This is a genomic window from Streptococcus sp. SC1, assembly GCF_030272855.1.
Lineage (GTDB): Bacteria > Bacillota > Bacilli > Lactobacillales > Streptococcaceae > Streptococcus.
The window spans coordinates 453,318-476,571 of the sequence record NZ_JAQCMU010000001.1 but is presented as its reverse complement, the minus strand read 5'-3'; the positions used below and the strand labels follow the sequence as shown (position 1 = coordinate 476,571).

Below are 23,254 nucleotides of genomic sequence, written 5' to 3'. Positions count from 1 at the left end.
ATAGACCAGTAATCCTAGTCTATCATAGTTTCACTGGTCTTTAAAATATAATTTTTCTATATCTGCCATAAAAAGAATTTATGGCTAGAATGTCTGGCGCTTAGCCTTGCGTTCTGCTCGGCCACGTGCTCGATTTTCAGCTCGCTTGGTCTTGCGGCGCTTCTCATTAACCGCCCATTGGATTTTCTTCTTATAGCCTGGCTTGATTTTTTTCTTTTTCTTCTTGACCAGACCAATCATTTCTGTGTCCAGCTTTTCCTTGGTCTTCTCGCGATTAGCACGGCGATCTCGGTCGTAGGTATCTTGAAATTCACCATTTTTGATTATCTTAGGAGTAAACTTGATACCCAGCTTTTCCAACTCTCGAATATCTGAATCGTCACTCGGTTGATAAAGGGTAATGGCTGTGCCGGGAAGACCATTTCGTCCCGTCCGACCAACTCGGTGGACAAAGAAAGACAAATCCTGCGGAATGGCATCATTGATGACATGACTGACACCTTCAATATCAATTCCACGCGCTGCCAAGTCCGTCGCCACGATGTATTCAAAATCCAGATTCTTGACCTGATTCATGATACGCTTGCGCTCCCGCGGTGGGATATCACCGTGAATTTTGGCTACTTTTAGACCCTGCGCAGTCAGATAGGCCTGCAATTCATCCGCACGAGTCTTGGTATTGACAAAAATCATCGCCAGATAAGGCTGGAGGAGCTGACTGATCTCATAAATCTGGGCATTCTTATCTCGCCCTTTGGTTGACAAGAGCCAGTTATCAATGGTATCGGCAATCACAGTCTTGGTCTTAATCTGCTCCATGACCGGATTAGACAGGTATTTTTTCAAGAAGGGTTGGAGCTTCTGTGGAATGGTAGCTGAGAAAACTAAAAACTGCAGGTCTTTAGGCAAGCGGGCTGCAATCCGATCGACCGTCTCCAAAAAGCCCATATCAAGCGTCATATCAGCCTCATCCACGACAAAGGTATGAGCCTTGTGGATAGCCAAATCACCTGACTCAACCAAGTCATAAATCCGCCCCGGCGTTCCAATGACGATATGGGGCTGGCTAGACTCTAGCTTTCCAATCTGACGGGCCTTGTCAGTTCCGCCGACATAGTTGGCCACTCGAATTTCTTGCTCCGAAAAGCTAGCCAGTTGACGTGCTGCCTGATAGATCTGGATTGCTAATTCTCGGCTGGGTGCTGTAATCACCGCTTGGACACTGTCCGCCTCTTCATCTAATTGCTGGAAGATAGGCAGCAAGAAGGTGTGAGTTTTACCTGATCCGGTTTTGGACTCCCCGACCAAGTCTCGGCCAGATAATACCACCGGAATCAGCTTTTCTTGAACCTCTGTCGCCTCAACAAAGTTCAGATCCTTGAGGGCTTCCTGAATATAATCTTTAAAGTTAAATTCTGTAAATTTCATTTTTTCCTCTGTTTACTCTTAATCTTATCTATTATACCAGAAAAATATCTTTTCTGCTCGGCTCATGACAAGAAAAGGCGGGCTTACACCCACCTTCATATCACAAATATAGAATGGCCAAAGTCAGCAAGCTAGCTAAGAGACCTACTCCCCAGAAGAAGAAGTCAACCTTCCATTCGCTCCAAGGCTGACCATGCCCAGAAAAGCCGCCAAGTTCAAAGTGGTGATGGACTGGCGTCATACGGAAAATCCGCTTGCCACCCGTCAGCTTGAAATAAGTCACCTGCATCATAACAGAAGTCGTTTCAAATACATAGACGATTCCGATGAGAAGCAAGGTCCACTCTTGGTGCAAGGCAATAGAGAGGGCTGCAAGCATACCACCTAAGGCAAGACTTCCCACGTCCCCCATAAAGATTTTAGCTGGCTTATGGTTAAAGACAAAGAAGCCTAGCAAACCACCAAGCATGCTGATAATGACAATCAGAAGGTCAAAACGCTTCTGCTCCAGAGCAATGACTCCGTAAGCCACTAAGCTGATCGCAACGGAGATACTAGCCAAGCCATCAATTCCATCGGTCAGATTGACAGCGTTGGAGAAACCAACCAGCCAAAAGAGGACGAAGAAGATATAGAGGAAGCCCAGCTGCACTGGAATCGTAAAGACATTGAGAGAGTCACCTGCCCCGTGCTGATTGTAGAAGAAGTAAAAGATAACTCCCCCTACCAGCTGCAGAGCTAGTTTCTGTTTAGGATTCAGGCCTTCGTTGATCTTACGGAAGACCTTGAGGAAATCATCCAAAAAGCCAACGATTCCGTAGAGAACCAAGATAAAGAGAATCATAATCAAGCCGTTGGACAGTTGTCGGGAAAGTAAAGCTGTCACAAAACTAGCCAAAACAGAAGCAACTAGAAAGACGGTTCCCCCCATCGTCGGCGTTCCAGCCTTAGCCTGATGCTGCTTAACATCCTCGTGCATTTGCTGGCCTGAAATATGAGCCTTGTGATAAAAACGGATAAAGGCAGGAATCCCAACAAGCGTTAGGATAAAGGTCAGAATTCCTGCAATAATTGCTGTTAACATGCTAGTCTCCCAATGTAACGGTTATTTTCTTCAATTTTTTCAGGTCTGTATTGACCTTTTCCTTCTGCTTGACAACTTTTGAGCCTTTGCCTTTAAAATTGACTTCCAGCCCTTGCCATTCAGCAAATTGCTCCACATTTTCCTTGGTCCAGCCATACATATCTGGCAAATCTTCAAAGTTATCACTTAAAATCAAAATCTGTTGATTGGCTTTCAGTTCTTGCCCTTCTTTTACAGAAATCTTCTTGATTTCACTGCCTGTTCCTAAAATGACGGGCTGTACTAGATTGCGGCGAAGCTCGTCAGCCAAGCCTCCTGGGCTGATTTGATTTTTCAGCTTCAGTTGCTTGGTTAAAGCATCGATAGATGGCATTTTATAGGTTGTTTCTTTTTCAACCAATTCCAAAGCAGGACTATCTCCAGTCAGATTTAAACTGTCTTTAAGCGCCACAGCTTCTTCCAAGACTGGATTGACAACTTCCTGCCAGAAAAGAGGGGAGAATTTCTCTTCGGGCTGCTGAACAGTGACATACATAATGAAATCTGGACTTTCTGCCGGCGTCATGGCTACTACGGAGTAAATGTTATTATTCTCCCCTTCCAAATAGCCCTTATCTGTCGCAATTTGGGCTGTCCCGGATTTTACGGCCACATCTTGCCCAGCAACTTGGATAACCGGCTCACCACCGATATTCAGGGTTCCATAGTAAGGAACGGTTCCGACCTGAATCATATAATTTCGAGTCGTTTTCGCTGCTTTTTCTGAAACTGGATGACCGACAATTTCTGGCTGAGATTTACGAGCGCTACCCGTTTTTGAGTCATAGATGGCAGAGATAAATTTCGGCTCTAACATGACACCATCATTTGACACAGCTGAAAAGGCACGTAGCATCTGTACTTGGGTTACCCCAATCCCTTGTCCGAAGGAACTCATGGCAATGGTTACAGCATTATCTGCCGGCAGGGCACCATATTCTTCATAGCCCATCCCAAAACGAGTCGGTAAGCCAAATTTGAACTTCGATAGATAATCGATCCACTTGGCATTGCCCATATCCTGCTCAATGCGTGTCATACCAACGTTACTTGAGAAAATAAAGCCTTGAGCATAGGTCAGGACTTGTCCTGTTGCTAACCCCATGTTCACATCCCAGTCGCGGATGGTAGCATCTGCAATCTTATATTCTGAGCTATCGAATGTTCCATTTGGGTTAAAGCTTCCATTATCAATCGCTGAAGCCAAGGTCATAACTTTCATCGTTGAACCAGGCTCATACTGCGTCTGGTAAAGGAAGCTATTCCAAGTTTTCAAATGATCTACATTCAGGCCCTCTTTGGTATCCGCATTATAAGTCGGACGCTGGGTTGTTGCTAAAATCTCGCCTGTCTTGGCACTGACCAAAGTCGCACTGACAAATTTTCCTTTAGCTGTTTCTTGGAAGGCATCCATCCGCGTTTCCAAGTATGTCTGTAGCTGGGCAGAGAGGGTTGTATACACATCTTTTCCGTCTTCTGTCTTAACAGAAATTTCCTCTGAACCTGGGATGATGTTTCCTTTACTGTCTTTTTCATAGGTAACCAGACCATTCTGACCGCCCAAGATACGGTCTAGCGACTGCTCCATCCCCGAGGTTCCCACAAGAGTTTTATTACCTTCTTTATCCTCTTGCATCTGAGCCTGACCGATAAATTGCGAAGCAAAGATACCGTTACTATAGCTACGGTTAGGGCTGGTTGTGAAATCAATCCCCTCTATCTTTTCCTTCTCCATCGCCTGCCGGATAGAGCTCATAGTACTATAGGTAATCCCATTTCCTTGAGAACCAAAAGAAACCTGCTTTAAATCCTTTTGCGCAAGTTGCTGCTTAACATAGTCCTTATCTATTCCTAGATGTTGATTAAGAATATCAGCAACCTTTTCATACTGGGATTCCTCTACATAGAGGACCTTGCCAGCGGCGGATTTGTAATTTTTATCAATAACAGCATAAATGTTATAGGTCGTTGCATCTTCAGCGATCGGGACACCATTGCGGTCATAGATGGTTCCTCGCTTGGCAGCGACCACGACTGTCTTTTGGTGCACTTGCTTAGCGCCTTTTGACAAATTAACACCAAATTTCTGATCTGTCCCGATAATCGTCGCAAAATTAATTAAGAAAATGAAAAAAAGAAAGACAGCTAAAGCACTCATGCTTTTTCCCACTCTTCTTCGATTGTATTCGGGTGTCTGTCTATTTTTTAAAGCATATCGCTGAATGTTTTTTAAAAATCTATTACTCATTGGTTGTACTCACTGTCTTACGATTTCCCTTTTGGAGTTTCATATCCTGAGAGCTGGCCAACTGGGACAGCCTTTCATAACGTGTCAATTCATTCACTTCTTGCTTAATATTATCCAATTCAGCCTGCTCTGACTCAATCTGAGCATTAACTTCAGTCAAATCATGATTGACCTGCAGTAACTTAGTCTGCATAAACACAATACTGACTGCAAGGATAATCGCTGTTAAAATAATGGAGCCATAGAAGGCTTTTTCGACTCGAGAAAATTTCCGAATCCGTTTTTGAATAGGGTGTTGCTTTCTTTCTGCCATGAAACTTACTCATGCACCTTCCTAGCCACGCGCAACTTCGCAGAATGGGCGCGATTATTGGCTTCTAATTCTTCTTTGCTTGGTAAAATGGGTTTGCGAGAAACTAACTCCAGCTTGGGCTGCAAATCATCTGGAATGAAGGGTAGACCTTTGGGAACATCTACGGTTGAGGCTTCTTTAAACAGTTGCTTAGTCAGACGATCCTCCAGCGAATGAAAAGTAATCACTGAAATACGACCACCTACAGCCAACAAGTCAATAGCCTGCTGAATGGATTCATCGGCCGCCCCCAACTCGTCATTGACTTCAATCCGAATGGCCTGAAAAATCTGTTTAGCTGGATGACCTTTTTTCTTCAGTTCCTTAGCAGGTTTGGCTGATTTGATAATTTCCGCCAGCTCTGTCGTCGTTTCGATGGGCTTGACTTCTCTCGCTTGCTCGATCTTACGGGCAATCTGCTTGGAAAACTTATCTTCACCATATTTGAAAAAAATACGGACTAGGTCGTTATAAGGATATTGATTCACAACTTGGTAAGCTGTCAAGGCAGCTTCTTGATTCATCCGCATATCCAACGGAGCATCCTGCTTATAAGAAAAACCGCGCTCCCGCTCATCCAGCTGCGGACTAGATACGCCCAAGTCATAACAAATTCCATCAATCTTCTCGACCCCTACTTCATTCAAACGAGTCTTTAGATTGCGGAAATTATCCTTGATAAAGGTCACCATGCCCCGCTCAATGTAGGGAGCCAGACGTTTTTTGGCATTGTCAATCGCAGTCTGATCTTGGTCAAAAGCATACAAATGCCCCTTGTCTCCCAGCTTGCTCAAAAGATACTCGCTGTGACCAGCTCCGCCCAAGGTCGCATCAACATAGATGCCATCTGGCTGAACATCAAGCTGGTCAATCGTTTCGTGAAGAAGTACAGTAATGTGATGAAATTCTTTTGTCATATCCTATCTATTATATCACATTCATGTATAAAAAAAAATCTAAAAGAATATATCAGCTTTTGATAGGCTACCTTATAGCTTTTGCAAGTCACTTTCAGATATTTACCACTTGGCCTACGAGCTTCTACCAGTCAGCGAAAAGGCCTTGCGGGCATGCCACATTTTGCTATAATCATAACTACCAATGCATTGCGAGTTGGAATTTCTTACCATTCCGAAATTGATTCGTCCCCAAAGGAGATTTATTATGAAACTTGCTTTAAGAAATAGACTATTTGCCTTTATCAGTCTGTCACGGATCTTTAATATCCTAGGCTCTTCTATCTATAATATCGTCTTTATCGTATTTGCTTCTAGCATGCCCCAACCCAAGTTTGCCGTTGGTATTGCCAATTTTATCGTTCTTGTTCCTACCTTTTTCACAGTCTTTGTCGGGATGAAAGCTGACAAAACCATTCAAAAGGCCCGCTGGCTTATTCATCTAGGTTATTTGCAGGCCTTCCTCTTCACCCTAGTCGCCCTCCTAACCAAGTCCGCCTCCTACCTCGCCTTTGCTACCGTCTGCTTTCTCAATATCTTTTCTGACATTATCAGCGACTATCGCAGTGGCCTACAGATGCCCATCTTACAGAAAAATATAGAAGAGAAAGATTTGATGGAAGCTTACTCTTTCACCCAACTTCTTACTTTTTTAGGAAATTTTGCTGGGCAAGCCTTGGGCGTCTGGTTACTGAGTATCAGCCAGCAGAATTTCGCTATGGTTGCCCTCATTAATGCCCTCTGCTTCCTACTCTCCTCAAGCACTCTTTATCTGATTCGCCAAAAACTCACCCATGATGCTCCTGCTATTGCAGAGGGAAAACTTCCTTTCAAGACTCAAATGAAAGACCTTTACCAGAATGTCCAAATGATTTTTGAACAAGAAAAAATCGGAAACTTCCTGCTAGTGCTGCTTCAAGTCCTCCTCTTAAACGCATTGGCTGGCTCTATCATGGGACTCTACAATCTCTATTTATTGGATCACCCGTTTTGGGGACTAAACCTAAGCCAGTCTCTGCTAGTCATCGAGTCCTGCACAGTGCTTGGGATTATCTCTGCCAGTGCCTTCTCAAATGATTATTTTTCCAAGCTCTCCCTGATGCGACTCGTCGTTTGGTGCTCGCTAGCTCTCCTCCTCTTAGGCATCAGCAATTTACTCCAAGCTCCTGCTCTCTTAGGAATTTTCTTTCTTACCTTTCTCATGTACATCTCTGGAAAAATCAATCCTAAAATCAACAGCATGCTGCTGAGTAAACTTCCTCCAGAAGTATTAGCCCAAACCTCCAACTTTCTCACTATGCTCTTTTCCTTTTCCATTCCGCTAGGAAGCATGCTTTTCACTAGTCTCGGCCTTTGGAATATGGGAAGCGCTTGGTTGGTCTTCTCTCTGCTTGGTGGTGTCTGCCTTCTACTCAGCCTCAAAAATAACTAGAGTTAAAAATCGTCGCAACCCCATACAAAAAAAGAAGGAAGCCTAGGCTTCCTTCTTACATATTTTTCAATCTTTCTATCCGATCAGAAATTGGTGGGTGAGTATAAAAGAGCTTTTGCAAGCCACCCTTCTTCTTAGGATCATTGATATAAAGGGCTGCACTAGCATCATCTACATGGTGCTCCATAGGCTGGCTATTGTCTAACTTCAGCAGGGCATTGATCATGCCCTTAGGATTGCGGGTCAGCTCAACACTTGAAGCGTCTGCCAGATACTCACGTTGACGGGAAATAGCCAACTGCACCAATGTTGCAGCAAGCGGCGCCAAAAGAAGAGCTAGCAGAGAGACAATCATCAAAACAATTCCTAAGCCATTGTCATTGTCCCGATCGTTTCTTCGACGACCACCACCGCCAAACCACATCATGCGCCCAGCCATGCTAGACAGCATCGTGACAGCACTTGTAAGTGCCACTGCAATCGTCGAAATGCGAATATCATAATTGCGAATATGACTGACTTCATGCCCCATTACACCTTCAAGCTCTTCACGATTCATGAGGGCAAGCAAGCCAGTTGTGGCAGCCACTGCCGCATTCTCAGGCTTTGAGCCAGTCGCAAAGGCATTGAGCGAGGCATCTTCTACAATGAAGACTCGAGGCATAGGAATCTGCGCCACCATGGCCATATCCTGCACAACGTGATAGAGTTCAGGCGCTTCCTGCTCGGAAACTTCCCTCGCACCGTTCATTGACATGACAATCTCTGTGGACTGAAAAATCATACTGACAGCATAAATACCACCGATGATAAAGGCGATGGCCATCCCACCAAAGGGAGAATCAAGCCAAAGATAGCCGACAGCAGCCCCAATCAAAGCTAAAAGAGCAAAGAAGGCGACGAGGAGAACCCAAGTACGCCTTTTATTGCTGGCAATTTGGTCAAACAACATAGTGGTCACCTACCCCAAATCGCTAAAATCCACTTTAGGAACAGCCTTTTCTTCCTCTGGTGTCTTCAAGAAGTCTGCTGCTTTAAAGCCAAACATACCTGCAATGACATTGCTTGGGAAAGTTTCCATTTTGACATTGTAGTTGCCGGTTACTGAATTGTAAAGCTGACGAGAATAAGCAATCTTATTTTCTGTATTTGTCAACTCTTCCTGAAGTTTCAAGTAGTTTGTATTTGCCTTAAGGTCTGGGTAATTTTCAGCAACCGCAAAGATACCAGAAATCGAACGAGTCAGGGCGTCACTAGCCTCCATAGCTTGAGCAGGTGATGAGGCAGCAGCTACTTGGTTACGCAGTCGAGTAACATTTTCCAAGGTTGATTTCTCATATTTTCCATAACCTTTTACCGTCTCCAAAAGGTTGGGAATCAGGTCATTTCGGCGCTTGAGCTGGACATCAATCTGACTCCAAGCCTCTTGAGTTTGCATACGGCTTTTAACAAGACCATTGTAAACAGAAATCACGAAAATAGCTACAACTGCCACAACGGCAATAATAATTAAAAACATGGACATAATAAAGATACTCCTTATGATTTGATTGCACCTATTATAACAAAAAAAGCTCAACCTGTCTTTCTTGACATGTCATCTAGTAAAAGAGCTTTAGCTTGAGTAATATCCAAACGCTAAAATAGTCAGAAATCTAGAAAAAACTTCTTCACTTTTCTAGAAAACAAATTCTGAAAATCAAGACAAGTCAGTATCGAATCCTTGGAGACACAAGAAGCTGATAGGCAGCAGCACCTTGCCCCGTTTTATGATATAATAGAATGAATACTGAAAACAAGGATGAAACTATGACACCGCAAGAATTTTACCAGCTACTAAGCCAGCAGGGAATCGAGCTGACCGACCGCCAGAAAGACCAGTTTGAGCGTTATTTTGAACTCTTGGTCGAATGGAATGAAAAAATCAATCTGACTGCTATCACAGAGAAAAACGAAGTCTATCTCAAACATTTCTATGATTCAATTGCCCCCGTTTTGCAAGGCCTGATTGACAATCAAGAGCTTAAGCTACTGGACATCGGAGCCGGTGCTGGCTTTCCCAGCCTCCCTATGAAAATCATCTGTCCTCAGCTTGATGTAACCATCATTGATTCCCTCAACAAACGCATTAACTTCCTCAAACTACTGGCAGAAGAGCTCGGGCTGGACAAGGTTCATTTCTACCACGGTCGTGCAGAAGACTTTGCTCAGGACAAGGCTTTTCGAGCTCAATTTGACCTGGTCACTGCCCGTGCAGTCGCTCGGATGCAGGTCCTATCTGAATTGACCATTCCCTATCTGAAAGTTGGCGGCAAGCTCCTAGCGCTCAAGGCTTCCAACGCCCCCGAGGAGCTAGAGGAAGCCAAAAATGCCTTGAGTCTCCTCTTTAGCAAAGTCCAAGACAACCTCAGCTATGCTTTACCAAACGGTGATCCCCGCTTTATCACAGTGGTTGAAAAGAAGAAAGAAACGCCCAACAAATACCCCCGCAAGGCCGGTGTGCCAAATAAAAGACCATTATAAAAAGAGAAATCAGGCAATCCTTGCCTGATTTTTTATGTTTGTTAGACCATACTATTTTTCCACAGCTTCATTATAGATTCGAATCCGAGGAGCAACTTGATTCATGACATCTAAAAACTGTAATAAGTCAATATATTTTTGATCCGTATAAGGTCCAAAAGCCAGACGAATATCTTTGTTAGAACTCATTGGATTGTAATACAAATAAAGATAATGAATTTTTAGATGGTTCGTTTGTTCCACTTCCTCAATCTTAATGGTCACATCAGCTAAGTCAGAAAGCCTGAGAAATTGGAAATAAGCATCCACCCGTATGATGGCATCCTTATAAAGATAGAGAGATAAGCTTTCACGCGCATAACGAGAATTACTATAAATCAATTGAAAATCCTTTTCAAGCTCTGGAAAGTGAGAATAAAGTTCTTGACAGCGTCGCAAACTCTTTTCTCTATTGACTATAGCAAGGCAAGTAAAGAGACCGCTCATCGCCATTAGCAAGATGATTAAAATCAGGGTCATTCTCCCCCCGACTTCATCTGTCTGTGACAAAGCCAAGAGCAAAACGAAAGCCCCTAGACCACAAAAAATAGGAAAAACTAATTCCTTATAAAATTTAAAATTTATTTTTTCTTGCACCGATTGATCCTCTCAATCCAAACCTGGCTAGTTTTCCACCTTTAGCCTAGGCCCAAGGATTATAAAAGCGTCCTTGATTGACAACGAAAAGAAGAAGGCTGAGGGCTAGTAGAAGGACAGACACCACGATTACAAGTTTGTCTAGCTTGCTGAAGGCTTGCTGGGTGTACCAGGTCCGCTTTTTATTTTTCCCAAAGCGACGCAGCTCCATGGCTGTTGCGATAGTGTTGATTCGCTCGAGCGAGCTGAAAATCAAAGGAATAACGATTTGCAGATTGCCCTTGACCCGCTTGCTAAGGGGAGCTTTCTTGGATAATTCTTGCCCACGCGCCTCTTGAGACATCTTGATGAGGTAAAATTCCTCCTGCAAATCTGGAATATAACGCAGGGTCAAGCTGACCGCATAGGCAATCTTATAAGAAAGGCCGATTTGATTCAGACTAGAAGCAAACTGACTGGGATGGGTGGTCATGAGAAAGATCACCGCTAGGGGAATCGTTGAGAAATACTTGAGCAAAAGATTCAAGAGATAAAAGAGTTCCTGAAGCGTGAGATTATAAGCTCCCCATCCTGTCCAGAGCAGATTCTTGGCTCCGTAAATCTCCACCCCATACTGAGGGGCAAAGAGATAGACCATGAGAATATTCAGCGCTGCAAAAGTTCCCGCAAAAGCCAGAACGAAAGAAATGTCTTTCAACCGAATCTCAGACACTCGAAATGAAATTAGGGAAGCCAGAGCCACAAGAAGGAGGAAACGCGTATCGTAGCTCATCATGGCTGCCACCGAAACCAAGATAAAAAAGATGAGCTTGCTGGCACCAGACAGAGCATGGAGAAAAGTCTTTCCAGCATGGTAGCCAATCAATTTTTGTTGATTAAACATGACTTTCCTCCTTTTTTCGCATGTAAAATTGAGTCAGAGCTAGCGGATCCACTCCCAGCTTCTCAGCCAAGCTAAAAATCGAAGTTTCCTTTAGATTGGCCGCTGCAATCAACTCATGATTGGACAAAACCTGAGCAGGCGACTGGTCTGCTAAAATCTGGCCGTCCACCACCACGATTGCCCGATCCGAATAATCCAGCATGAGCTGCATATCATGGGTAATCATGATAATCGTGTGTCCCTGCTGGTTTAGCTCATCTAGAAAGTCCATCATCTCTGTATAATGGCGCTGATCCTGACCAGCTGTCGGCTCATCCAAAAGGATAATCTCTGGATTTAGCACCAAAATAGACGCAATGGTCACCCGCTTCTTCTGACCAAAAGACAGGGCTGAAATTGGCCAACTGCGGAATTCATATAGACCGCAAGTTTTGAGAACAGCATGAACTCTTTCTTCAATCTCTGCTTCTGCCAAACCACGCAACCGCAGCCCCAGAGCCACTTCATCAAAAATCATGGTGGTCGAAATCATCTGATTGGGATTTTGCAGGACATAGCCAATCCGCTCTGCTCGCTCCTTGATAGAGTCGCCCTTGATATCCTGCCCCTGCCAATGATACTCCCCTTCTGTATCAATAAAACGACAGAGAGCCTTAGCTAGCGTAGACTTGCCAGCACCATTTTTCCCAACGATTGCTATCCGCTCACCCTTGAAAATCCTCAGACTGATATCCTGCAAAATAGGTCTATCGCTCTGATAGGCAAAGGAAACATGGTCAAGTTCTAAAAGGGCTTCGTGCCTACTATCAACCTGCTCTGCTGTTTGCTCGGTCAGATTCTGCGAAAGTCCTGTTAGATCCAGTTTACTCAAATCAGCCAGATGAGTCGCGCTTGCCACATCAAAACCAAGCTGCCGCAAGGCTGTGATATAGAGGGGTTCTCGAATCCCATTTTCTGCTAAGAGGTCCGTCTTAAGCAAGTCATCCGGCGCACCGTTAAAGAGGATTTCCCCATCATTGACAAGGACAACTCGGTCAACAGGTCGATAAAGAACGTCTTCCAAGCGATGCTCGATGATGATGGTCGTGGTTGCAGCTTCTCTATGAATCTGATCAATTAAGTCAATCGTGTCCTGACCAGACTTGGGATCGAGATTGGCCAAAGGCTCATCAAACAGCAAAATTGGACTCTCATCAATCAAGACACCCGCCAGACTGACCCGCTGCTTCTGCCCGCCAGACAAGTCTTGAGGACGATGGTCCAAAAGCTGCTCTAGGTCTAGCTGCTTGGCCCAACGCAGAACTTTCTCCCGCATCAAGGGCAAGTCCACCATATCATTTTCCAGAGCAAAAGCCAGATCCTCTGCTACACTGAGTCCGATAAACTGACCATCTGTGTCCTGCAAAACCGTGCTGACAAGATTTGACTTGTCATAAATACTACTATCAAAGGCTGGCTGCCCCTTAATCAAGAGTTGGCCACTGGCCTGTCCCTTGTAAATATTGGGAATAATGCCGTTAAGAAACTGCCCCAGGGTTGACTTACCAGAGCCAGACGGCCCAATCAGCAGAACCTTTTCCCCTTCATAAATGGTCAGATTGATATGCTTCAAAGTCGGCTCCGACTGAGCCTGGTATTGAAAACTAAAATCTTCAAATTGAATAATTGGTTTTTTCATGTTTTTTCTATAAGGCCAGAGCGATCTGAATCGCCAGATTGGCCACCTTGTCTTTCTCGTCTAAGTCCGCATGATTAGCCAGATTGCGCATGTCCCAAGCCTCCTCAGACAGATGATCCGCCGCATAAAAGAACTGGCAAACTCGAATGCCACGAAAGGCCGCCAAAGCCGCTACAGCCTAGCATTCCATATCCACACAGATAGCTCCCGCCTCTTTTCGCCTGCGTAGCTTGTCCGCAGTCTCTCGGAAAATACCGTCGGTCGTCCAAACCTTGCCCAAACTATGGGAAATCCCTCGCTGCTCAAGGAAATTTACCAGAAAATCCTGCAAGCCGACATTGACCGCTATCTCCGAACTAGCCGGCTGGTAATGATAGCTAGTCCCCTCATCGCGCAAGGCTGCTGTCGGAATAATGATGGATGTTTCTTTGATATCCTCGTCTAGCACACCACAAGTCCCAAAGAGAACCAGCTTCTTCATACCAAAAGCAATCAAATCCTCCAGAATAGCCACACAAGCGGAAGCTCCAACTGGTGCATTGAAAAGAGCTAGCTCCTGCCCATCCACAAAGACCCGATAGATAGGAATTTCAATGTTGGCCATAGACGTCGTCGTAATCAACTCATGGTCAAAATCCGCCAGCATTCGGGCAAAGGTCTCCCGAGCAAAACAGGACACTGCTGTCTCCGGAAAGCCTTCAATAGGCTCTATCAAATCCTCTGGATTGATGATAGCCTTACGGTTTTGATCAAACTCTTCAAGAATCATAAACTTCTTTTGTCCATTTCTTTAGCATGAAATAGCCAGCTAATGTTCACTGACTCTATCCTACTATTGTATCATAAAAAGGCGGTCTACTGACTATCACCAGCATATTTTCTAGCTAGCCAAGGATATAGGCAAGATCTATAGCAAGGATGGGGACAGGCGCATTTCAAAACAAAAAAGATTGGGATAAGCCCCAATCGATACACCAATATACCCTATACCATTTAAACCATCCTCTCATCTCGGCGGCTTGTATATTCATTTTTTCTTTCTAAATCTATCTTTATCAAACTCCTTATCTTGGATCATATCTGAGGATATTTCTATATGCCTGATTGGAGTTGTTTCTTCGACATCATTGCGGTGTTGGTAAGCGTAGATAATATAGAACCATGTTCTATATAAGTAAGGGCCCATAATCATAAAGAGAAATGACATTCCCCATCCCCAAAAATACTCATACCCTAACATACCTAAAAAAACACAGCAAAGAGATAAAATTAATGGTGGCCCCATTACATAATTATATACATTTCTAATAGCCTTGGCAGATATAATCTCTTCAGAGTCCAAGTCGACCAAACAGCTCATGACGATAATAATCACAAGGGCATAAATAAGGGGAAGGGACAGTTTTAAGCCAATAAAGCTATAGTCCCCACTCATAGTACTAAAGCCAACAATGGCATAAATATGACCAGTCAGATACATTAGATAGGTCCCAAAACTCGTTAAAATCCCTCTCTTAAGGTCCAATAAGAAAACCAGGTTTAAAATCCAAGTAACAATCCCTGCAATAAGCAAAATTTTATATAATGATGGATTTTTGAGAACCTCTAATCCTCCTGCCAAAAACATAAAAAATACTAAGGGATAAAAAATTATAATCCCACATACAACTCCCCAAAGAGGGACGGGCTCTTGTACACTCCTGCTTTGAAATTCAAAAGTTTTTTTAATTCGTTCCAGTATCATTTAAACCATCCTCTCATACCTTTTATCAGGCTATTAGCTCCTGTCCGTTACTAGCTGTTCCTTGATACTACCTACAGATGTACTCAAGGCCGATTTCTGAGTTGTAGGTCAGATAAACTAATATTTAATTTTCATCATTATAAACTAAAAGAACCATTTTTTCTAGCTTTCTTATGTGAGAACCCAAAAAATCCCAAGAGAACACTCCTGAGATTCCTACCTTATTTCTTAGGCTTTTCTGCGCACCATCCTTTACGCGGACAACACTTCTAATCGGTAAATCAGTACGTTTTGACATTAGTTTGCTTCTTCTAAATACTTCTTCGCTTCCTGAACATAGAAGAGCTCAGGATTTTCATTTGTAATACTCTCAAATAAGGCGCGTGTACGTTCCTTATCACCTTTCAACTGAGCGTTAAGCGCACCGTAATAAGAAAACATAATTCTAGACAGTTTGTTCTGAGGTTCTGTTTCATCAAAATATTTTTTCAACTGGCCAACTCAAAATGCTAGCAATGATTTTTTTCATAAAACACCCCTTATTTATGAAACAACCTTTTCTAAAGTCTATATAAAATACAGATATAGATTCTTCCAGCTTCATATATAATAAGTCTTACCTTATTATATATGAGGTCCTTATCTCGCAACTTCTAAATACTTCTTCGCTTCCTGAACATAGAAAAGTTCTGGATTTTCATTTGTAATACTCTCAAATAAGGCGCGTGTGCGTTCCTTATCACCTTTTACTTGCGCATTAAGCGCACCGTAATAAGAAAACATTATTCGAGACAGTTTGTTCTGAGGTTCTGTTGCATCAAAATAATCATTCACTTCCTGATTGAACACAATATCCTTGATTGCCTCTGCTTGAGAAATCAAGGCTCCCTTAGTATTTTTCCAGTCAGATGCTTTCAATAATTTTTCTTCAAAGTGGACTATTGCCCTTTTGTCTTGTAAATGAATAGAGATGAGAAGCTGATAATATGATTGAATTAATTGATGACTCAGTTTGTAATGTCTAGTAACCTTTTGAATATCTGACTGATCAAACTCAGCCTGTGCCAAAGAAAATTCTCCTTGTAAAAAATAAATTTGCCCTTTAACATGATGTAGAGTTTGAATATAATGTGGTTGGTCATATTTAATGGAATGATCTGCTGCATACTCGTAAAAACTTTGATACTTTCTAAGATCAACTAATTCATTTTTTAAATAATTCATAGTTCCATTGAATAAATATTTTACTCGGTAAACAATGAATAATACTAGCCAAAGCAAAATAGCTATGCTACATACCATCGAAAATTTAGTTTTATCAAATAGGAAAAACAAACCCAGTGCCCCCAAAAATGTGGCGATAGAAACCAAAATTTTCATTAAAATATCTACTACAAAAAACAGTCTGTAATTTTCTAACTTAGAAAAAAATATTATAGATTTACTTGTTTTCATTCGTTAACCTTTCTTGTCACCATTAAAAATTGCAATAACTCTCACGAATATTGCTGCTGTATAAAAAGTTACAGGCGCAGTAAGTGTGGTAGCCACTAATCCTACAGCAGGTGCATCACCAACAGATAGCACTCCCATATTCTCTGTCACCCACTCAAACGCATTTCCTATATTATCAACATTTCTCTGTCCAATTTCATCAGTGACTATCAATATAACGAAGTCCTGCTTCACTGTGGCTGTCTCCTTTACAAAAAGAGATTTTATACCATTTTTAGACTTATAGAAAAATCTTATTTATTAAGGCACTCTTTAGTACTCACAGTATTATAATAATTATGGCATAAAGATTTTTCACTTTATATGTATAATTGCAGCGGCTTTTCTAGACTATCGCAAAATAAAAACTTTAGACATTATCCGTCTAAAGTTTTTTATCTTTACTATGCGATTACTGAATTACCAGTGTTTCCAAACTTTCCCCAATCGCAGCCAAACGCTCTATCACTTCATTTTTGCGTCAGCTCCTGATTGTAGGCCAAGGCTAGCTTGATCCAGTAAGACAGTTCCTTTTGTCCCTCGACATCTAAATCAATATAGCCATGATAAAGCCTGCCTTTCATCACTGTGACACTGGTACCATTTTTAGGTAGGACCTGCTTTTCCATTTCCTTACCGATGCGGACCATGACAAGCTCTTGACCTCTCGAACTCACAGTAACGGTCATCTTCCCTCGGACCATAAAAGCCAAGCCACCAAACATCTTCTTCTCTTCTACCTCTTCTTCAAAAACACGAGGAGAAAGTTCAGTAGCTAAAATGGTACGAATCTGTTGAGCCAAAGATTTACTATATGCCATCGCTCTCCCCTACTTCATCATCACATCCCAGCCGATACCAAAACGGTCAATCAAGCGGCCATAAAACTTAGCAAAAGCTTGATTCTCTAGATCATAGAGAATCCGTCCACCTTCAGCAAGCTTAGCAAAGAGCTCATCGGCTTCTTCTCTACTGTCTGGGCTCAGAACTAACCATTGATTGGGCTGATGATTGCTAGGAATAGATAGGTCGTTAAAAATGCCTACATCCTCACCATTCAGGGTCAAGTTTCCCGAATCTAAGGCAATCCAGGCAATCTTATCTCGTTTTTCTGCAGGAAGGTCTGCTGGATCCATCATCTTACTGGCTCGGACAAGTCCCTTTATCTCTGTCTGAAAAAGATCTGCATAGAAACGAAAAGCTTCTTCGGCCTGACCATTAAAACTTAAAAACACGTCTAATTTCATTATTGTTCCTCCAATTTTTTATAGCTGAGAATAAATCTCTATCATCAGTTTATCAATTAGGATAAAAATTTTCTTATTCTCAATTGCGCTTGTTTGGCTAGGGAACGCATGATTAAAACTGGAAGATTAACTGTAATAGGTGGATCGCTGGGCAAGGGCCTGCGCATGATGATTTCCTCTTGATAGATGCAATCGCCTGAAAAAGTGAGAGGCTCATCGCTGCCCCAGCGAAAGTTATGCTTCAAGACATAGTTTTTAGTTAGGCGTAAATCCTCCAGCAATTCACAGGCCAAAAGATAGTAGTGACCATCCGGTACATTTTCAAAAGTAAACTGTCTCTCCTGACTCAGTGCTACTCCGACAACCGGCTCTTCTTTGGGTATGCGGGTTTTAAAAAGCCCGACACAGCTGATACGAGGTTCATACCCCTCAGGATAAGATAGCGCCACTGTCAACCGATTGCCACTTTTCCAGTCGGGATCCTGATGTAAGAAAGCTCCCTTCTCATCCAGCTGTTTGACCATAAAATCATAAGCCTTGGTTGATTCCTGATAGTATTTTTTAGGCGAAAGTCCAGTATGCCGCTTAAACGTATTGGAGAAGCTGCCTAGACTATCATAACCAGCTTCCATAGAGGTCTCGGTCACATTTTGCTGGCCTTCCACAATTTCCTGAATCCCTTTTTCAATCTTAAGAGCTTCCACATATTGCTTGATAGAAAAGCCCATCTTTTTCTTGAAAGTTCTGGATAGATGGGAAGGACTATAATGGAAATGCTGAGCCAAATCGGTCAGACTCAACTCTTCATCTGCATGCTGACGCAGATAGGCTGCCACTTTTTCCATGATAACTTTAGACATAGACCTACTCCTTTCCCATTTATTCAAGCCCATTATATCACATCAAAAAGAAAGGACAAAAAATCGAAACCGCATAAAGAAAAGAAGAAATCAAGTGATGCTCCGCGAGATGTCCCAAGAATCGACAGAAATAGTCTTCTTTCCCAAATCTCTATCTAACAAGCCTTTTATTTGTAGGTAAATGATGAAAAAAACTTTAGACAGTAAATTTGTCTAAAGTTTTTATCTTCACGATTCAATTACTGAGCTACCAATGTTTCCAAACTTTCCCCAATCGCAGCCAGGCGCTCTATCACTTCAGCTTGGCTCAGACCGTTTTCAGTCACATAGCGGTTGCGAGGATGAACACGGCATTCGTGAGAGCAGCCACGGAGGTACTTGTCTTCGTTTTCTTCTGAAGTCAGGATGCGACGGTTACACTCTGGATTGCCACAGTTGACATAGCGCTCGCAAGGAGTCCCGTCAAACCAGTCTTTCCCAATCACAACTGGGTCAACATGGTTGATGTCAACGGAGATACGCTCATCAAAGACATACATCTTGCCGTCCCAAAGCTCCCCTTGAACTTCTGGATCCTTGCCGTAAGTCGCGATACCGCCATGAAGCTGACCGACATCTTTATATCCTTCACGCACCATCCAGCCTGAGAATTTCTCACAGCGAACACCACCAGTACAGTAAACAACCACGCGCTTGTCCATGAACTTCTCTTTGTTATCACGAACCCATTGCGGCAACTCACGGAAGTTGCGGATGTCTGGGCGAATGGCTCCACGGAAGTGACCTAGATCGTACTCATAGTCGTTACGAGTGTCTAGGACAACTGTATCTTCGTCAAGAAGGGCTTCTTTGAACTCTTTTGGAGACAAGTAAGCACCCGTTGTTTCAAGTGGGTTGATGTCGTTGTCAAAGTCATTGTCTTCCAAGCCCAAGTGTACGATTTCTTTCTTGTAGCGAACAAACATTTTCTTGAAAGCTTGCTCATTCTCTTCGTCAATCTTGAACCAAAGATCTTCCATGCCTGGAAGACTGTGAACGTAGTCCATGTATTTTTGAGTAGTTTCATAGTCACCGGAAACCGTTCCGTTGATTCCTTCATCAGCGACTAGGATACGGCCTTTCAGACCAATGGATTTACAGAAAGCCAGATGATCAGCTGCAAATTTCTCAGCATTCTCAATCGGAACATATTTGTAGTAAAGTAGGACGCGAATATCTTTTGCCATAAGATTTCAACTCTCTTTTCTCTATAAAATTTTCTGAATTTTTTAATTCATCTATTTATTATAACCTGATTGAAAAAACTGGGCAAAAAATTTGTTTGGAAAATAGCAAAGCTGGAAAGTTTAAATGAGAAGGACAAGTTATCGCTCTTCTTCCAATTGATCCAAATACTTCTCAAAGCGCTTTTTCTGCCATTTGTTTATATACTCCAAGAAAATATTGACCAGCAGCATCAAGGGAAGATGAATGCAAAATGTAACCAAAATGACCAAAAGAAACATGGGGTGAAAAATACTATTATGATAAATAGTATGATTGAGCTGAAAATTCTGGCAGGCAATCAAAAGGGTCAGAAAGCCTGTCGCAGCCAGCACACCCCAGATAGTCAGACTGAAACTATTGTAATAATTAGCCCCCAGATACTGAGCTCGACACATGAAATAAAAGCTGGTGATGAGAATCAAAAGCAAGAAAGGCTGATAGTGAACGACTCCCCCATTCATAGCTACAGAACCCATATATAAAGCTAAACTACCACATAGCATGAGACTGAAACTCTCCATACCAGCCTTGTTGACCAGCTGCTCTTCCCGTTCGTCTAAAATTTGACGATTAATAAATTTCATTTTCATTTCAAGCTCCTATACTTCTACTCCAAAAATAGGGATTAACAACATAAGAATGGCAGGAAGTCCGTTATTTATCATGTGAACTGCAATACTGACTTCCAAGCGCCGAGTTCGACAAGCCAGCAAGGTCAAAATCACAGAGGCACCACCATAAATCACAAAAGACATGATATTGGTTGGGCCATGAAAAATCGCAAAGAGCAGTCCGCCTATGATATAGCCCCAGCTTTCATAGCCTTTAAAGATTTTTAGAGGAATGATGCCACGGAAAATAATTTCTTCTGCGATAGGCGCTAAAACTCCAAGCATGATAGACAATAAAATGATATCTCCTCTTCGGAATTCCTCCATCAAAGATGCCTGATTAGCCGTTGTCACTTCTCCATGTAGCCACCGTAGTAGTACCGTTCCAAGGACAGATATGAGCATCATGCCTAAGAGGCCTAGAGCAATTCGCTTCCCATCTCCTTTTTGAAAAATTTTTCCAGACAGAGATAAGATGGCAGTTTCCTTTGCTGCCACGACAAAGACCAGTAAAATGAGGATTATCAGCAAAAGCCCAAGACCAATGGTCCACTGTTTGGGAAATTGATAAATGATTGCTACCTGCTGAAACAGCATAGGGAGGACATACAAGCCCAAAGCTAAGAAAGCGCAGCCAACCCAGATCAATCGTTTCCACCAAGTCATTCTTCATCCTCCAATTCCTGATCTAGCTTTGCTTGACCTTTACTATTTAGGTAAAGACTGATCTTGTCCATGGTCAAGCTTCCAAGCATAAACAGTAGCATTGCAAGAGCCAGCTTGAGCAGATACAAAATGCTGAACATGCTAGCCAGATTTTCTCGCTGACCAAAGAAATCAATGCCTATAACGATAAGAGCAAAGACAAGTCCACCGCCAAAACGCTCTGGCCATTTTTCCTCTCTCACCATATCGCGAACATCAACGCCTAGGCTTACGCGACGAAGCAAGGCATATAGACCTACTAGGGTAAGTAGAATACCCTCTGGCAGATAGGCCAGCAAGCTTAGATGGAGGATATAGGCTTTGAAAAATACAGAGATAGCCAAGAAGAGAAACATTCCTAGTACTAACTCTCCTGCAACTTTGCCGTCCAATTTTTCTGTTCGTTCATCTTTTATAACAGGCTGCTTCTTCATTTTCTCACTCACTTTCTTATTTATAAATTAAAGATTCATTGATTCTAATTCTCATCATTTTCTAGTTCTTGGTCCAATAAAACCTGTCTCTTCTGATAAAAATAATTGACCAACTGATCAAATATACTAGAAAAGGCAGTTATCAAAGCTACAATAAAAATAAATTGCAAAATTGGATGATGGCGAAAGAATGGTCGAAGAGCTGAATTTCCACTCCACATCTGAACAGCCACGATTACAATCGCTAAGATAGCTCCGTTGACCAAACGACTTCTGAGTGTCCGAATACCACTAGTCGGATTGTAGCGTCTGATATCAAGTCCCAACTGCCAGCTACGAATTCCGGCATAAATTTCCATACCCAAAATAATCAGAATTTCTGGCAAGTAGCCTTCTACTGGCACATGCCAAATTAGGATTTTGATAAAAATAGAAATAAGGAGTAAAATGATCGCAAAAAATGCAACTTCATTTCCTAATTTTCGTTCAAGTTGTAAAGTCCGCTCGTCTGTATAGACTTTTTGTGGTTTGTCCTTCATTTTCTTTCTCACTTTCTTCCTATTCTTCCCAAAACAACTGATCCAGCGTTTTATTGAGGCATTTGCAAATGGCCAAGCATAGACTAAGACTGGGATTGTACTTGCCTGCCTCAATCAGGCCAATGGTCTGACGAGTCACACCAATGGCATCAGCCAAGTCGCCTTGAGTCATGTCATGCTCAGCTCTTGCCATTTTTAACCTAAGATTTTTTGCCATGGCCACCATCCTTTTCGTATTTCTTTTGCCCGCCTATGGCGTAGAAAGTAGAGCCAAGGGCGACATTAGCACAAGCGAGTATGATAAAGGTTTGATTTTTCTGAATCATGCCAACAAATATTAGAATTGTCGCTGATACAAGACAGATAAGCAGGACACTTACTTTCTTATTCATATCTACGCTCCTTTCATCTTCACAAGTCCATTATACAATATATTTTAAATAATGCAATATATAAATTACATTTTGTTTTTTATTTTGTACAAAAAAAGATTGGGACTTTCCCAATCTTGTAATAGCTAGTTGGATTAATCTTTCTTAAGGCTACCTGAGCGAGTCTGAGTACGGGCGTAGGCTAGTAAGAGCAAGGTTCCTGCTACGGCAACTGTCACTCCATTGGACAGAGTTGCCACAAAGCCTTGCACAAAGACCTTATTGACCGGCTCGCTATAAATCAAAATGTCTCCAATCGGAGCGACCAAGAGCCAGACAAAAGCATTGGCCAAAAGCTGGAAGATATTGAAGTTGACGATGTCCTTCACTTCAAAAATACCTTCTGCTGCACGGATGCGATTTTTAAACAAACCGAGAATGAAACCAAAGAAGGCACTAGCAATAATCCATGACCACCAGAGACCGTAGCCAGCCATAGCGTCTTTGATAACGTGGCCGATCAAGCCCATCAAGAAGCCAACGAAGGGACCAAAAACGACACTAAAGAGAGCCTGAACCGCATATTGCAACTGAATGCTAGTATTGGGAACAGGTGTTGGAATGCTAATCATTCCGATAACTACAAAAAGTGCAGCTCCAATCCCCGTTGCAACGACTTCTTTAATAGTGAACTTTGTATCTAACAATTTCTTTTTCATAATGT

26 protein-coding genes and 4 pseudogenes are annotated in these 23,254 nt (G+C 42.5%); 2 read left to right on the top strand and 28 right to left on the bottom strand.

Going from position 1 to position 23,254, the window contains the following annotated elements; all coding sequences use genetic code 11:
* Positions 1-84: 84 nt before the first annotated feature.
* From PAN94_RS02480 to rsmH, 5 genes are all read right to left on the bottom strand, one after another.
* Positions 85-1,428 carry a DEAD/DEAH box helicase gene (locus PAN94_RS02480; protein WP_285874450.1) on the bottom strand — a complete coding sequence of 448 codons (1,344 nt, stop codon included), beginning with the start codon at positions 1,426-1,428 and terminating at the stop codon, positions 85-87.
* Between the two features lie 100 nt (positions 1,429-1,528).
* Entirely contained in the window at positions 1,529-2,512 is a 984-nt protein-coding gene (gene mraY / locus PAN94_RS02475) for a phospho-N-acetylmuramoyl-pentapeptide-transferase (protein ID WP_285874448.1), read from the bottom strand.
* Position 2,513: 1 nt separating this feature from the next.
* A complete protein-coding gene (gene pbp2x, locus PAN94_RS02470; RefSeq protein WP_285874446.1) occupies positions 2,514-4,799 on the bottom strand; it encodes a penicillin-binding protein PBP2X in 2,286 nt (761 codons plus the stop codon).
* Positions 4,792-5,112, bottom strand: coding sequence for a cell division protein FtsL (gene ftsL, locus PAN94_RS02465; protein ID WP_005591835.1), 321 nt, complete (start codon positions 5,110-5,112; stop codon positions 4,792-4,794). Before ftsL ends, pbp2x begins: the two co-directional genes overlap by 8 nt.
* 5 nt (positions 5,113-5,117) lie before the next feature.
* Entirely contained in the window at positions 5,118-6,068 is a 951-nt protein-coding gene (gene rsmH, locus PAN94_RS02460; protein WP_045500814.1) for a 16S rRNA (cytosine(1402)-N(4))-methyltransferase RsmH, read from the bottom strand.
* A gap of 247 nt (positions 6,069-6,315) precedes the next feature.
* Between rsmH and PAN94_RS02455 the strand changes: the two genes are divergently transcribed.
* Positions 6,316-7,539, top strand: a complete 1,224-nt coding sequence (locus tag PAN94_RS02455; RefSeq protein WP_285874445.1) for an MFS transporter — start codon at positions 6,316-6,318, stop codon at positions 7,537-7,539.
* Positions 7,540-7,594: 55 nt separating this feature from the next.
* Here PAN94_RS02455 and htpX read toward each other — a convergent pair whose 3' ends face one another.
* Both htpX and PAN94_RS02445 read right to left on the bottom strand, forming a co-directional pair.
* On the bottom strand, positions 7,595-8,491 hold the full coding sequence (gene htpX, locus PAN94_RS02450) for a zinc metalloprotease HtpX (RefSeq protein ID WP_285874443.1): 897 nt from the start codon (positions 8,489-8,491) through the stop codon (positions 7,595-7,597).
* Between the two features lie 9 nt (positions 8,492-8,500).
* On the bottom strand, positions 8,501-9,058 hold the full coding sequence (locus PAN94_RS02445; protein ID WP_285874503.1) for a LemA family protein: 558 nt from the start codon (positions 9,056-9,058) through the stop codon (positions 8,501-8,503).
* Positions 9,059-9,348: 290 nt separating this feature from the next.
* Here PAN94_RS02445 and rsmG point away from each other — a divergent pair, with 290 nt between their 5' ends.
* The gene (gene rsmG / locus PAN94_RS02440) at positions 9,349-10,062 is read left to right on the top strand and encodes a 16S rRNA (guanine(527)-N(7))-methyltransferase RsmG (protein ID WP_149555964.1); all 714 of its coding nucleotides are present in this window, start codon (positions 9,349-9,351) and stop codon (positions 10,060-10,062) included.
* 51 nt (positions 10,063-10,113) lie between these two features.
* Here the strand turns inward: rsmG and PAN94_RS02435 are convergent, their stop codons facing one another.
* The 21 genes and pseudogenes from PAN94_RS02435 to PAN94_RS02340 all read right to left on the bottom strand — a co-directional run bounded on the left by PAN94_RS02435 (position 10,114) and on the right by PAN94_RS02340 (position 23,249).
* Positions 10,114-10,581 (bottom strand): hypothetical protein, encoded by a 468-nt coding sequence (locus tag PAN94_RS02435; RefSeq protein ID WP_262404940.1) that lies wholly within the window; start codon positions 10,579-10,581, stop codon positions 10,114-10,116.
* Between the two features lie 163 nt (positions 10,582-10,744).
* Positions 10,745-11,581 carry an energy-coupling factor transporter transmembrane component T family protein gene (locus tag PAN94_RS02430; protein WP_285874442.1) on the bottom strand — a complete coding sequence of 279 codons (837 nt, stop codon included), beginning with the start codon at positions 11,579-11,581 and terminating at the stop codon, positions 10,745-10,747.
* Positions 11,574-12,377, bottom strand: a pseudogene (locus PAN94_RS09830) (energy-coupling factor ABC transporter ATP-binding protein); the annotation flags it as partial. The pseudogene PAN94_RS09830 and the gene PAN94_RS02430, both read right to left, overlap by 8 nt.
* A 27-nt stretch (positions 12,378-12,404) precedes the next feature.
* A pseudogene (locus PAN94_RS09825) lies at positions 12,405-13,259 on the bottom strand (ATP-binding cassette domain-containing protein); the annotation flags it as partial.
* Positions 13,260-13,266: 7 nt separating this feature from the next.
* A pseudogene (locus PAN94_RS02420) lies at positions 13,267-14,028 on the bottom strand (nucleoside phosphorylase).
* A gap of 258 nt (positions 14,029-14,286) precedes the next feature.
* A complete protein-coding gene (locus PAN94_RS02415; protein ID WP_285874440.1) occupies positions 14,287-15,003 on the bottom strand; it encodes a hypothetical protein in 717 nt (238 codons plus the stop codon).
* A 124-nt stretch (positions 15,004-15,127) separates the two neighbouring features.
* Complete coding sequence (locus tag PAN94_RS02410; protein WP_285874439.1) at positions 15,128-15,301, bottom strand: hypothetical protein; 174 nt, start codon at positions 15,299-15,301, stop codon at positions 15,128-15,130.
* A pseudogene (locus tag PAN94_RS02405) lies at positions 15,301-15,486 on the bottom strand (hypothetical protein); the annotation flags it as partial. The gene PAN94_RS02410 and the pseudogene PAN94_RS02405, both read right to left, overlap by 1 nt.
* A gap of 156 nt (positions 15,487-15,642) precedes the next feature.
* A complete protein-coding gene (locus tag PAN94_RS02400; RefSeq protein WP_285874438.1) occupies positions 15,643-16,458 on the bottom strand; it encodes a hypothetical protein in 816 nt (271 codons plus the stop codon).
* 3 nt (positions 16,459-16,461) lie between these two features.
* On the bottom strand, positions 16,462-16,692 hold the full coding sequence (locus PAN94_RS02395; RefSeq protein ID WP_285874437.1) for a hypothetical protein: 231 nt from the start codon (positions 16,690-16,692) through the stop codon (positions 16,462-16,464).
* 275 nt (positions 16,693-16,967) lie between these two features.
* A complete protein-coding gene (locus PAN94_RS02390; RefSeq protein WP_285874436.1) occupies positions 16,968-17,318 on the bottom strand; it encodes a TfoX/Sxy family protein in 351 nt (116 codons plus the stop codon).
* A gap of 9 nt (positions 17,319-17,327) precedes the next feature.
* Complete coding sequence (locus PAN94_RS02385) at positions 17,328-17,744, bottom strand: VOC family protein (RefSeq protein WP_048765008.1); 417 nt, start codon at positions 17,742-17,744, stop codon at positions 17,328-17,330.
* Positions 17,745-17,800: 56 nt separating this feature from the next.
* Entirely contained in the window at positions 17,801-18,604 is an 804-nt protein-coding gene (locus PAN94_RS02380; protein WP_048765011.1) for a helix-turn-helix transcriptional regulator, read from the bottom strand.
* Positions 18,605-18,843: 239 nt separating this feature from the next.
* On the bottom strand, positions 18,844-19,830 hold the full coding sequence (trhO, locus tag PAN94_RS02375; RefSeq protein WP_062005591.1) for an oxygen-dependent tRNA uridine(34) hydroxylase TrhO: 987 nt from the start codon (positions 19,828-19,830) through the stop codon (positions 18,844-18,846).
* 138 nt (positions 19,831-19,968) lie between these two features.
* Complete coding sequence (locus tag PAN94_RS02370; RefSeq protein ID WP_048765015.1) at positions 19,969-20,460, bottom strand: DUF6773 family protein; 492 nt, start codon at positions 20,458-20,460, stop codon at positions 19,969-19,971.
* 9 nt (positions 20,461-20,469) lie between these two features.
* A complete protein-coding gene (locus PAN94_RS02365; protein ID WP_285874435.1) occupies positions 20,470-21,147 on the bottom strand; it encodes a CPBP family intramembrane glutamic endopeptidase in 678 nt (225 codons plus the stop codon).
* Complete coding sequence (locus tag PAN94_RS02360; protein WP_048765021.1) at positions 21,144-21,620, bottom strand: DUF6773 family protein; 477 nt, start codon at positions 21,618-21,620, stop codon at positions 21,144-21,146. Before PAN94_RS02360 ends, PAN94_RS02365 begins: the two co-directional genes overlap by 4 nt.
* 44 nt (positions 21,621-21,664) lie before the next feature.
* Positions 21,665-22,171 carry a DUF6773 family protein gene (locus tag PAN94_RS02355; RefSeq protein ID WP_239665872.1) on the bottom strand — a complete coding sequence of 169 codons (507 nt, stop codon included), beginning with the start codon at positions 22,169-22,171 and terminating at the stop codon, positions 21,665-21,667.
* 7 nt (positions 22,172-22,178) lie between these two features.
* Positions 22,179-22,376, bottom strand: a complete 198-nt coding sequence (locus PAN94_RS02350) for a helix-turn-helix transcriptional regulator (protein WP_005591814.1) — start codon at positions 22,374-22,376, stop codon at positions 22,179-22,181.
* Entirely contained in the window at positions 22,360-22,551 is a 192-nt protein-coding gene (locus PAN94_RS02345) for a hypothetical protein (protein WP_048765026.1), read from the bottom strand. The genes PAN94_RS02350 and PAN94_RS02345 overlap by 17 nt, the downstream gene beginning before the upstream one ends.
* A 134-nt stretch (positions 22,552-22,685) precedes the next feature.
* Complete coding sequence (locus tag PAN94_RS02340; protein ID WP_045500779.1) at positions 22,686-23,249, bottom strand: ECF-type riboflavin transporter substrate-binding protein; 564 nt, start codon at positions 23,247-23,249, stop codon at positions 22,686-22,688.
* Between the last annotated feature and the right edge of the window lie 5 nt (positions 23,250-23,254).

Coding starts and splice junctions, on each gene's coding strand:
- PAN94_RS02350 (WP_005591814.1), bottom strand. CDS start 22,376: ATGGCAAAAAATCTTAGGTTAAAAATGGCAAGAGCTGAGCATGACATG.
- pbp2x (WP_285874446.1), bottom strand. CDS start 4,799: ATGAGTAATAGATTTTTAAAAAACATTCAGCGATATGCTTTAAAAAAT.
- rsmH (WP_045500814.1), bottom strand. CDS start 6,068: ATGACAAAAGAATTTCATCACATTACTGTACTTCTTCACGAAACGATT.
- PAN94_RS02415 (WP_285874440.1), bottom strand. CDS start 15,003: ATGATACTGGAACGAATTAAAAAAACTTTTGAATTTCAAAGCAGGAGT.
- PAN94_RS02435 (WP_262404940.1), bottom strand. CDS start 10,581: ATGACCCTGATTTTAATCATCTTGCTAATGGCGATGAGCGGTCTCTTT.
- PAN94_RS02380 (WP_048765011.1), bottom strand. CDS start 18,604: ATGTCTAAAGTTATCATGGAAAAAGTGGCAGCCTATCTGCGTCAGCAT.
- trhO (WP_062005591.1), bottom strand. CDS start 19,830: ATGGCAAAAGATATTCGCGTCCTACTTTACTACAAATATGTTCCGATT.
- PAN94_RS02365 (WP_285874435.1), bottom strand. CDS start 21,147: ATGACTTGGTGGAAACGATTGATCTGGGTTGGCTGCGCTTTCTTAGCT.
- PAN94_RS02455 (WP_285874445.1), top strand. CDS start 6,316: ATGAAACTTGCTTTAAGAAATAGACTATTTGCCTTTATCAGTCTGTCA.
- PAN94_RS02390 (WP_285874436.1), bottom strand. CDS start 17,318: ATGGCATATAGTAAATCTTTGGCTCAACAGATTCGTACCATTTTAGCT.
- PAN94_RS02340 (WP_045500779.1), bottom strand. CDS start 23,249: ATGAAAAAGAAATTGTTAGATACAAAGTTCACTATTAAAGAAGTCGTT.
- rsmG (WP_149555964.1), top strand. CDS start 9,349: ATGACACCGCAAGAATTTTACCAGCTACTAAGCCAGCAGGGAATCGAG.
- PAN94_RS02430 (WP_285874442.1), bottom strand. CDS start 11,581: ATGTTTAATCAACAAAAATTGATTGGCTACCATGCTGGAAAGACTTTT.
- PAN94_RS02410 (WP_285874439.1), bottom strand. CDS start 15,301: ATGTCAAAACGTACTGATTTACCGATTAGAAGTGTTGTCCGCGTAAAG.
- htpX (WP_285874443.1), bottom strand. CDS start 8,491: ATGTTGTTTGACCAAATTGCCAGCAATAAAAGGCGTACTTGGGTTCTC.
- PAN94_RS02400 (WP_285874438.1), bottom strand. CDS start 16,458: ATGAAAACAAGTAAATCTATAATATTTTTTTCTAAGTTAGAAAATTAC.
- PAN94_RS02370 (WP_048765015.1), bottom strand. CDS start 20,460: ATGAAAATGAAATTTATTAATCGTCAAATTTTAGACGAACGGGAAGAG.
- mraY (WP_285874448.1), bottom strand. CDS start 2,512: ATGTTAACAGCAATTATTGCAGGAATTCTGACCTTTATCCTAACGCTT.
- PAN94_RS02345 (WP_048765026.1), bottom strand. CDS start 22,551: ATGAATAAGAAAGTAAGTGTCCTGCTTATCTGTCTTGTATCAGCGACA.
- PAN94_RS02445 (WP_285874503.1), bottom strand. CDS start 9,058: ATGTTTTTAATTATTATTGCCGTTGTGGCAGTTGTAGCTATTTTCGTG.
- PAN94_RS02360 (WP_048765021.1), bottom strand. CDS start 21,620: ATGAAGAAGCAGCCTGTTATAAAAGATGAACGAACAGAAAAATTGGAC.
- ftsL (WP_005591835.1), bottom strand. CDS start 5,112: ATGGCAGAAAGAAAGCAACACCCTATTCAAAAACGGATTCGGAAATTT.
- PAN94_RS02480 (WP_285874450.1), bottom strand. CDS start 1,428: ATGAAATTTACAGAATTTAACTTTAAAGATTATATTCAGGAAGCCCTC.
- PAN94_RS02385 (WP_048765008.1), bottom strand. CDS start 17,744: ATGAAATTAGACGTGTTTTTAAGTTTTAATGGTCAGGCCGAAGAAGCT.